We start from the raw sequence: 7,836 nt of genomic DNA on the forward strand, positions 1-7,836 counted from the left end.
CCCGGCGCCCGCTCCGGTCCCGCCGCCCCGAGCCCCGCCCGCCGCGTTTGAAGGCGATGTCAGTGGCGCAGTGCACTATCGAGGCGGGAGGTGGTGCACGTGCGGCAGCAGGGCGCGTACGACAGTGACGTGCTGGTCGTCGGCGGTGGCATCGTCGGGCTGTCCACCGCGTACGCGATCACGCGCGCCGCGCCGGGCACCCGCGTGCTGGTGCTGGAGAAGGAGCCGGGCCCGGCCCGGCACCAGACAGGCCGCAACAGCGGCGTCATCCACAGCGGGATCTACTACCGCCCGGGCTCGCTGAAGGCGCGGTACGCGGTGCGCGGCGCCGCGGAGATGGTCAAGTTCTGCGCGGAGTACGGCATCGCGCACGCCGTCACCGGCAAGCTGATCGTCGCCACCGGGCGGGACGAGCTGCCCCGCCTGCACGCGCTGGTGCAGCGCGGCCGGGAGAACGGCATACCGGTGCGGGAGCTGGGCGCCGCGCAGATCGCCGAGTACGAGCCGGAGGTGCGCGGCCTGGCCGCGATCCACGTCGGCACGACCGGCGTGTGCGACTACACGGGCGTGGCCCGGCAGCTCGCGGCGGCGTCCGGCGCGGACATCCGCTACGGCGCGCGGGTCGTGCGGATCGACCGGCGGCCGGAGCGGGGCGTGGCCGTGCTGCTGGCGGACGGGGACATCGTGCGCGGGCGGGTCCTGGTGAACTGCGCCGGGCTGTACTGCGACGAGATCGCCAGGCTGGCCGGGGACGAGCCCGAGGTGCGGATCGTGCCGTTCCGCGGGGAGTACTACGAGCTGGCCCGGCCCGAGCTGGTGAGGGGACTGGTGTATCCGGTGCCGGACCCGGCGTTCCCGTTCCTCGGGGTGCATCTGACGCGGGGCATCGACGGCGGCGTGCACATCGGCCCGAACGCGGTGCCGGCGCTGGCCCGCGAGGGGTACGGCTGGGGGGTCGTACGCCCTCGGGAGACGCTGGCGACGCTGACCTGGCCGGGTTCGTGGCGCATCGCGCGCCGGCACTGGCGGTACGGCGCCGGGGAGCTGCGCCGGTCGCTGTCCAAGGCGGCGTTCACCGAGGCGGTGCGCCGGCTGCTGCCGGCGGTGCGGGAGACGGACCTGGTGCCGACCCCGGCGGGAGTGCGGGCGCAGGCGGTGCTGAGGGACGGGACGCTGGTCGACGACTTCCTGATCAAGGAGGGGCCTCGTACGGTGCATGTGCTGAACGCCCCGTCCCCGGCGGCGACGGCGTCCCTGCCGATCGGCCGCGAGGTGGCGCGCAGAGCACTCGCGGCGCTGGGGGCGGGATGAGCAGCGGCGTGAGCGGCGTGAGCGGCGGGGCGACGGCCGGTGACCGGTGGGGCGCGGGGGCGGGCCTCACGGCCCGCACGCGCCAGGACGCCGGGACAGCGGCCCCCGCCCGCACGCGGCGAGGCACGGCGGGAGCCGTCCCTCCCGGCGCCCGGCAGGTCGCGGCGCCCGCCGGCGGACGTGTTCGCACAGCGGACGTACGCCGTAAAATCGATCCCACTGTGTCTGATTCCCTGAGCACCCCCGATGCCCCCAAGCCCGCCACCGGCGGTGAGTGGTCCTCCCATCACCCCGGTGTGTCCGTGCGGCACACCCGGGCCAAGGGGGAGCCGCGCTTCCCGGACGGGCCGAAGGCCGATCCGGCCGGGTCGCACTTCGAGCGGCGCATCCGCAGTTTCCAGCCGCGCCGCAGCCGGGTGACGGCCGGGCAGGCGGACGCGCTTCAGCGGCTGTGGCCGAAGTGGGGCTTCGACATCGACGGGCGGCGCACGCTGGTACTGCCGGAGCTGTTCGGCAACGACAACCCGGTGGTGCTGGAGATCGGCTTCGGCATGGGCGAGGCCACCGCGCAGATGGCGGCGGCGGACCCGGACACGAACATCCTCGCCGTGGATGTGCACACCCCCGGCCAGGGCAATCTGCTGAACCTCGCCGACCGCGGCGGCATGACGAACATCCGGGTCGGCAACGGCGACGCGATCATCCTGCTCCGCGAGATGCTCACCCCGGACTCCCTGGACGGGCTGCGGGTGTTCTTCCCGGACCCGTGGCCGAAGAAGCGGCACCACAAGCGGCGGCTGATCCAGCCGGAGTTCCTCACGCTCGCCGCGTCCCGGCTGCGGCCGGGCGCGCTGGTGCACTGCGCCACCGACTGGGAGCCGTACGCCGAGCAGATGCTAGAGGTGCTCACCGCACACCCGGATTTCGAGAACACCCAGCCCGACGGGGGCTTCGCGCCGCGTCCCGGGTTCCGGCCGCTGACCCGTTTCGAGGGGCAGGGGCTGGACAAGGGGCATGTCGTGAACGACCTGCTGTTCCGTCGCGTAGAGCACAACGAACCCTCGTCCACCAGCGCCTGACCGCCCGCGCGCGACGGGCTGCGACGCCCGGCGCCCGGACCCGGCGGCGCGCTACGCCGTCGCGGGCGGCGTTCCCGTCTCGTTAGGGTCGATGCCGTGGCCAGCCATCTCCCGCAGCCGACATCACCGCCGTATCCGCCGTACCCGCCGCATCCCGGTGAGGGCGCCGGGCCTGCCGGCGGGGCGTTGCGGCACGCCCACTGGTGGCAGCGCAGATGGGTGCGGTACGGCGCGCTGATCACGCTGCTGGCGCTGTCCGGGCTGGTCATCCTGGCGCTGGTGCGCAAGCAGACCGGCACGGAGGGGTTCCTGGTCGGGCTGGGTCTCGCGGTGCTGCCGGTGCCGCTGCTCGTCGCGGCGTTCCGCTGGCTGGACCGGGTGGAGCCGGGACCATGGCGGAATCTGGTGTTCGCGTTCGCGTGGGGGGCGTGTGCGGCGGCGCTGATAGCGATCGTCGCGAACAGTTTCGCGACGCGGTGGATAGCGACGTCCACCGCCGATCCGGCCGGTGCGGACACTCTGGGGGCGACGGTCGTCGCGCCGATCGTGGAGGAGTCCGCGAAGGCGGCGGCCGTCTGGCTGGTGTTCCTCTTCCGTAGACGGGACTTCACCGGGCTCGTCGACGGTGTGGTGATAGCCGGGGTGACCGCGACCGGCTTCGCGTTCACCGAGAACATCCTCTACCTGGGCAACGCGTTCGGCACCGACCAGGTCACGGGCTACAGCGGTATCGCGTCCGTCACCGCCGCGACGTTCTTCGTGCGGATCGTCATGTCGCCGTTCGCGCACCCCTTGTTCACGGTGCTGACCGGGATCGGTTTCGGCCTGGCCGCGCTGTCCGGCGATCGCCAGCGGGCGCGGCGCGTGCTGCTGCCGCTGTCCGGGCTGCTGCTGGCGATGGGCATGCACGCCCTGTGGAACGGCTCGGCGACGTTCGGCCCGCTCGGCTTCTTCGGCGTGTACGGGTCGATCATGGTGCCCGCGTTCGGGCTGCTGACGTGGCTGGTGATCTGGACGCGCCAGCGTGAGCTGCGCACGGTCCGCGAGGAGCTGCCCGCGTATGTGGTGGCGGGCTGGCTGGCACCGGGTGAGCCGCACGCACTGGGCTCGATGCGGGCCCGTCGGCTGGCCCGCCAGTACGCGCGCCGCCATCTGGGCAGGCCGGCGGAGCGGACCGTGGCGCAGTACGAGGCGTTCGCGACGTCCCTGGCGTTCCTCAGGCACCGGGGGCGGCGCGGGCGGGCGGGCGCCGACTTCGTCGTACGGGAGCGGGAGCTGCTGTACGAGCTGCGGGCGCGGCGCGAGGCGGCCCGCCCGGCGCTGGAGTACGCGGCCCGGGCCACGGCACCGGTGTGGCCGGCGCTGCCGTACGGGTACGGCCCGATGCCATGGCCGGGTGCGATGGCGGGGCCCGGCGGGATGCCGGGGATGCCGCCCGCGGGGCCCGGGGTGATGCCGGGACCTCCGGGCCGGCCGCCGATGGGGCCGGGGCCGGGCCCGGGGATGCCGTACCACCCGGTGTACAACCCGTACCGGACATAGGGCGCCGTATCGATCACAGGGCGCTGTATCGGACGCAGGGCGACGATTCCCTGGGCGGTACGGCGGTGACGCGGGCGTCTCCCGGTGTACGGCGGTTACGCCGACGCCTCCGTGAGCCGTTCCACCTCCGCGTCCGTGAGGGTCAGGTCCGCCACCCCCAGCAGGGCCGGCAGCTGCTCGGCCGTGCGGGCGGAGGCGATGGGCGCGGCGACGGTGGGCTGGGCGGCGAGCCAGGCGAGGGCGACGGTGGCGACCGGCACGCGGTGGACGCCGGCGATGTCGTCGAGGGCGGCGAGGACCTTCCGCCCGCGCTCGGTGCCGAGATGCTTGCCGGCGCCTGCGGCGCGCGGGCTGTCGACGGTGGTGCCGGTGCGGTACTTGCCGGTGAGGAACCCGGCGGCGAGCGCGTAGTAGGGGACGGCGGACAGGCCCTCCCGGTCGGCGAGGTTCTGCAGGGCGCCCTCGTAGGTGTCGCGGGAGACGAGGTTGTAGTGCGGCTGGATCGCGACGTACCGGGCGAGGCCCTCGCGGTCGGAGAAGTCGAGGGAGGCCTGGAGGCGTTCGGGGGTGATGTTGGAGGCGGCGATGTGGCGGACCTTGCCGGCCTTCACCAGTTCGTCGAGCGCGCCGATGATCTCCTCGACCGGCACCTCGGGCTTGTCGAAGTGGGTGTAGTACAGGTCGATGTGGTCGGTGCCGAGCCTGCGCAGGGAGGCGTCGGCGGCGGCCTTGATGTTGGCGGCGGTCAGGCCCTGGTAGTCGGGGTGCTGGCTGATCTTGGTCGCGATGACGACGTCGGAGCGGTTGCCGCGGGCCTTGAGCCACTTGCCGATGATGGTCTCGGACTCGCCGCCGCTGTTGCCGTCGGCCCAGGCCGAGTAGGAGTCGGCGGTGTCGATGAAGTTGCCGCCGGCGGCGGTGTAGGCGTCGAGGACGGCGAAGGAGGCCGCCTCGTCGGCCGTCCAGCCGAAGACGTTGCCGCCGAGGGCGAGCGGGAAGACCTCCAGGTCGGAGGAGCCGAGCTTGCGCAGAGAAGTCATGGCCTGCGTCAACACTCGTGCGGTGGGCGGCTATTCCGCGTACCCCGGTGAACTGATCGTGGGCACGCGAACACGAAGGAACCGGCAGTCCTGACGTCGGGGGGGTGTCGTCAGGACCGCCGGGGTTCGCGGTGCTGTCCTCGGTGGTGGCGCGCAGCCGCCCCGCCCTGCGGTCGGGTGAGAGCGGGTGCCTGGCGGGTCAGGGTCAGGCTCAGGGGTTGAAACCCTGCCGGCCCAGGGATTGAGGCCCCGTCGGCCCAGGAGTTGAGGCCCTTGCCGGCTCAGGGATTGAGGCCCTTGCTGCGCAGCCAGGCCGCGGGGTCGATGCCGGTGGCGTCGCCGCCGGGGTGGACCTCGAGGTGCAGATGCGGGCCGGTGACGTTGCCGGTGGCGCCCACGCGGCCGATGACGTCGCCGGTGTTGACCTTCTGGCCGACGCTGACGCTGATCGACGACTGGTGGCAGTACCAGATCTCGGTGCCGTCGTCGAGGGTGAGGATGGTGCGGTAACCGTAGGAGCCGGCCCAGCCCGCCTCGGTGATGGTGCCGGTGTGGACGGCCTTGAGGAGCGTGCCGGTGGGGGCGGCGAAGTCGAGGCCGGTGTGGTGGCCGGAGGACCACATGGAGCCGGCCTGCCCGAAGGTGGAGGTGAGGGTGTAGGAGGAGGTCGGCAGCGAGTACTGGCGGGCCAGTTCGGCGAGCCGCTCTTCCTCGGCCTTCTTCGCGGCCTCCTCCTCCGCCTCCTTCTTCGCGGCGGCGGCCTCCTCGGCGGCCTTCTTCTCGGCGGCGGCAGCGGCCTGCTGGGCCTCCTTGGCGAGGGCGGCCTCGGTGGCGGCCTGCGCCTTGGTGTCGACCTGGACCTGCTGCTGCTCGGCCTGGGCCATGATCCGGGTGCGCAGCGCCTCACCGGCGTCCGCGGCGGTGGCAGCGGTGGCGGTGCCGCTCGCCTCGCCGGCGGTGGCGGCGAGGGCGCTGCCGCCGATGTCGCTGAGCGGGGTGGCCTCGGGCTCGGCGGGCTCGTCGTCGGAGATCAGGGAGCCGACGTTGGGCAGGTCGGGCAGGGAGATGGAGACGGGCGCCTTGCCGGGTGCCGCGCTGGCCATGCCGCCCGCTCCGACGGCGGCGATGACGCCGACGCCGAGGACGGTGGAGCTGCGGGCGAGTCCGCCGCGCTGCTTGGCGACGCGGTGCCGGCCGCGGACGGGGCGGATGGACTCCTCGGTGGGGTTCCATTCCTCCCAAGGGCCCTCGTCGGTGCGGATGCTGCCGTAGGCGAAGGGCTCGGGGCTTTCCTGGCTCGGCACGAACGGGGCTGCGGGGGCAGGCCGGTTGGACGCCACGCGGGCGTACTCCTTTCCTTCCGTATCGCCTACCGGGTTAGCTGACGGGTTCGGAGCAGGAAGGTCTCCTACGCGCGTAGGGCGCCGTTGCGAAACAGCACCTTGTGCGCGATTCACCCCAGAAACGATGGTTCCCCGGTTCCTTGTGGGATTCGGCGCGTGAGCACGGAGCCGCCTCTTGTGACGGCTGGGACGACCGCGCTGCGTTATCGAACGTTAATAGACCCGGAGGCGGGATTCCAAGCCGTTCGGCTTGATCTTTAAGATTTCCGGCCAGGACTTACACGCCACGACCGCCGTAAATCGGGCGAGTTGACCTGCCCTCAGGCTGCTCTCACCACCTGACGGTTCGTCAGTTGTTATGCGCAGGGCGGTCGCCTGTGCACGCACAGTGATGTGTGGGCGAGTTCAGGGGTGTCGTACGGCGAGCAGAGCCATGTCGTCGGTGAGGTGCCCGCCCGAATGCCGGCGTACGTCCTTGGAGACGGCGGTGAGCAGAGCGGCCGGATCGCGGAAGACCCGGCCCTCCAGCCGCTCCTCCAGATCGAAGAAGCGGCCCTGCGGATCGCGGGTCTCGGTGACGCCGTCGGTGTACAGCAGCAGGGTGGCGCCGCCGGGAAAGCCCGTCTCGTCGGCATGGTCGGGCCAGGAACCGAGGTCGGCCATGCCGAGCGGCAGCGCGGGCCGGTCGGACAGCAGGGTCCGTACCGTGCCGTCGGCGTACAGCAGCAGGGGCGGCGGATGGCCGCGGTTGAGGACGCGTACGGTGCCGTCGCCGTGCGGCAGTTCGGCGAGTACAGCGGTGGTGAAGCCCTCGGACACCTCGACGCCGTCGCGCCGGGTGCGTTCGCGGGCCAGCGCCCGCTCCAGCCGCTGGGCCACGGCCTCCAGCGTGGTCTCCTGCTCGGCGGCCTCCCGGAAGGCGCCGATCACCACCGCGACGGCGGCGACCGCGCCCATGCCCTTGCCGCGGACATCGCCGACGACGAGCCGGACGCCGTGCGGGCTGTCCTGCACCGCGTACAGGTCGCCGCCGATGGACGCGCCCGCCTGCGCGGCCTCGTAGCGTGCCGCGATCTGGAAACCGCCGATGCGTTCGGCGGGCTCCGGCAGGACGGCGCGCTGTGCGGCCTCGGCGATCTGGCGGGCGGAGGCGAGCTGCTCGCTGCTGCGCCGTACGAGGGCGTTGATGAGGACGGCGAGCACGGACACGGTCACCACGGTGAGCATCTCCGTGATGCCGTCAGCGCTGCCGAGGACGCCGAGCACCGCGTGGACGACGAAGAGGACCACGACGGCCGCGAGGCCGGTGAGGATCGTGCCCCGACGGGAGTAGAGCGGCGCGGCGACCAGGGGCGCGGCGGTGAAGAAGGGGGCGCCGGTGAACGCCGAGGGGGTGAGGTAGTCGTAGCCGGCGCCGACGGCGAGCAGCATCCCGGGGAGCAGACGGACGAAGGCACGGGCGTACGAGATGCGCCGACCCTCGGGCTCGGGCCCGAAGCGCGGACGGGGGGCGACGGGGGC

Annotated in this window: 6 protein-coding genes and 1 riboswitch; of the genes, 3 read left to right on the plus strand and 3 right to left on the minus strand. The window is 73.0% G+C overall.

Going from position 1 to position 7,836, the window contains the following annotated elements; genetic code table 11:
• Window positions 1-90 precede the first annotated feature (90 nt).
• The 3 genes from lhgO (at window position 91) to MTQ10_RS24775 (ending at window position 3,932) form a co-directional block, all read left to right on the plus strand.
• Window positions 91-1,311 (plus strand): L-2-hydroxyglutarate oxidase, encoded by a 1,221-nt coding sequence (gene lhgO / locus MTQ10_RS24765; protein ID WP_247472374.1) that lies wholly within the window; start codon window positions 91-93, stop codon window positions 1,309-1,311.
• 221 nt (window positions 1,312-1,532) lie between these two features.
• The gene (gene trmB, locus MTQ10_RS24770) at window positions 1,533-2,390 is read left to right on the plus strand and encodes a tRNA (guanosine(46)-N7)-methyltransferase TrmB (RefSeq protein ID WP_247472375.1); all 858 of its coding nucleotides are present in this window, start codon (window positions 1,533-1,535) and stop codon (window positions 2,388-2,390) included.
• A 96-nt stretch (window positions 2,391-2,486) separates the two neighbouring features.
• Complete coding sequence (locus MTQ10_RS24775; RefSeq protein WP_374117682.1) at window positions 2,487-3,932, plus strand: PrsW family intramembrane metalloprotease; 1,446 nt, start codon at window positions 2,487-2,489, stop codon at window positions 3,930-3,932.
• A gap of 95 nt (window positions 3,933-4,027) precedes the next feature.
• Here MTQ10_RS24775 and MTQ10_RS24780 read toward each other — a convergent pair whose 3' ends face one another.
• From MTQ10_RS24780 to MTQ10_RS24790, 3 genes are all read right to left on the minus strand, one after another.
• On the minus strand, window positions 4,028-4,972 hold the full coding sequence (locus MTQ10_RS24780; RefSeq protein WP_247472376.1) for an aldo/keto reductase: 945 nt from the start codon (window positions 4,970-4,972) through the stop codon (window positions 4,028-4,030).
• A gap of 281 nt (window positions 4,973-5,253) precedes the next feature.
• Window positions 5,254-6,312, minus strand: a complete 1,059-nt coding sequence (locus tag MTQ10_RS24785; RefSeq protein WP_247472377.1) for a M23 family metallopeptidase — start codon at window positions 6,310-6,312, stop codon at window positions 5,254-5,256.
• Between the two features lie 11 nt (window positions 6,313-6,323).
• Window positions 6,324-6,480: riboswitch (cyclic di-AMP (ydaO/yuaA leader) on the minus strand.
• A gap of 240 nt (window positions 6,481-6,720) precedes the next feature.
• A partial coding sequence (locus tag MTQ10_RS24790) for a PP2C family protein-serine/threonine phosphatase (protein ID WP_282612573.1) occupies window positions 6,721-7,836 on the minus strand: 1,116 nt, incomplete at its 5' end.

The organism is Streptomyces sp. XM83C, from assembly GCF_023072675.1.
Lineage (GTDB): Bacteria > Actinomycetota > Actinomycetes > Streptomycetales > Streptomycetaceae > Streptomyces > Streptomyces thermocoprophilus.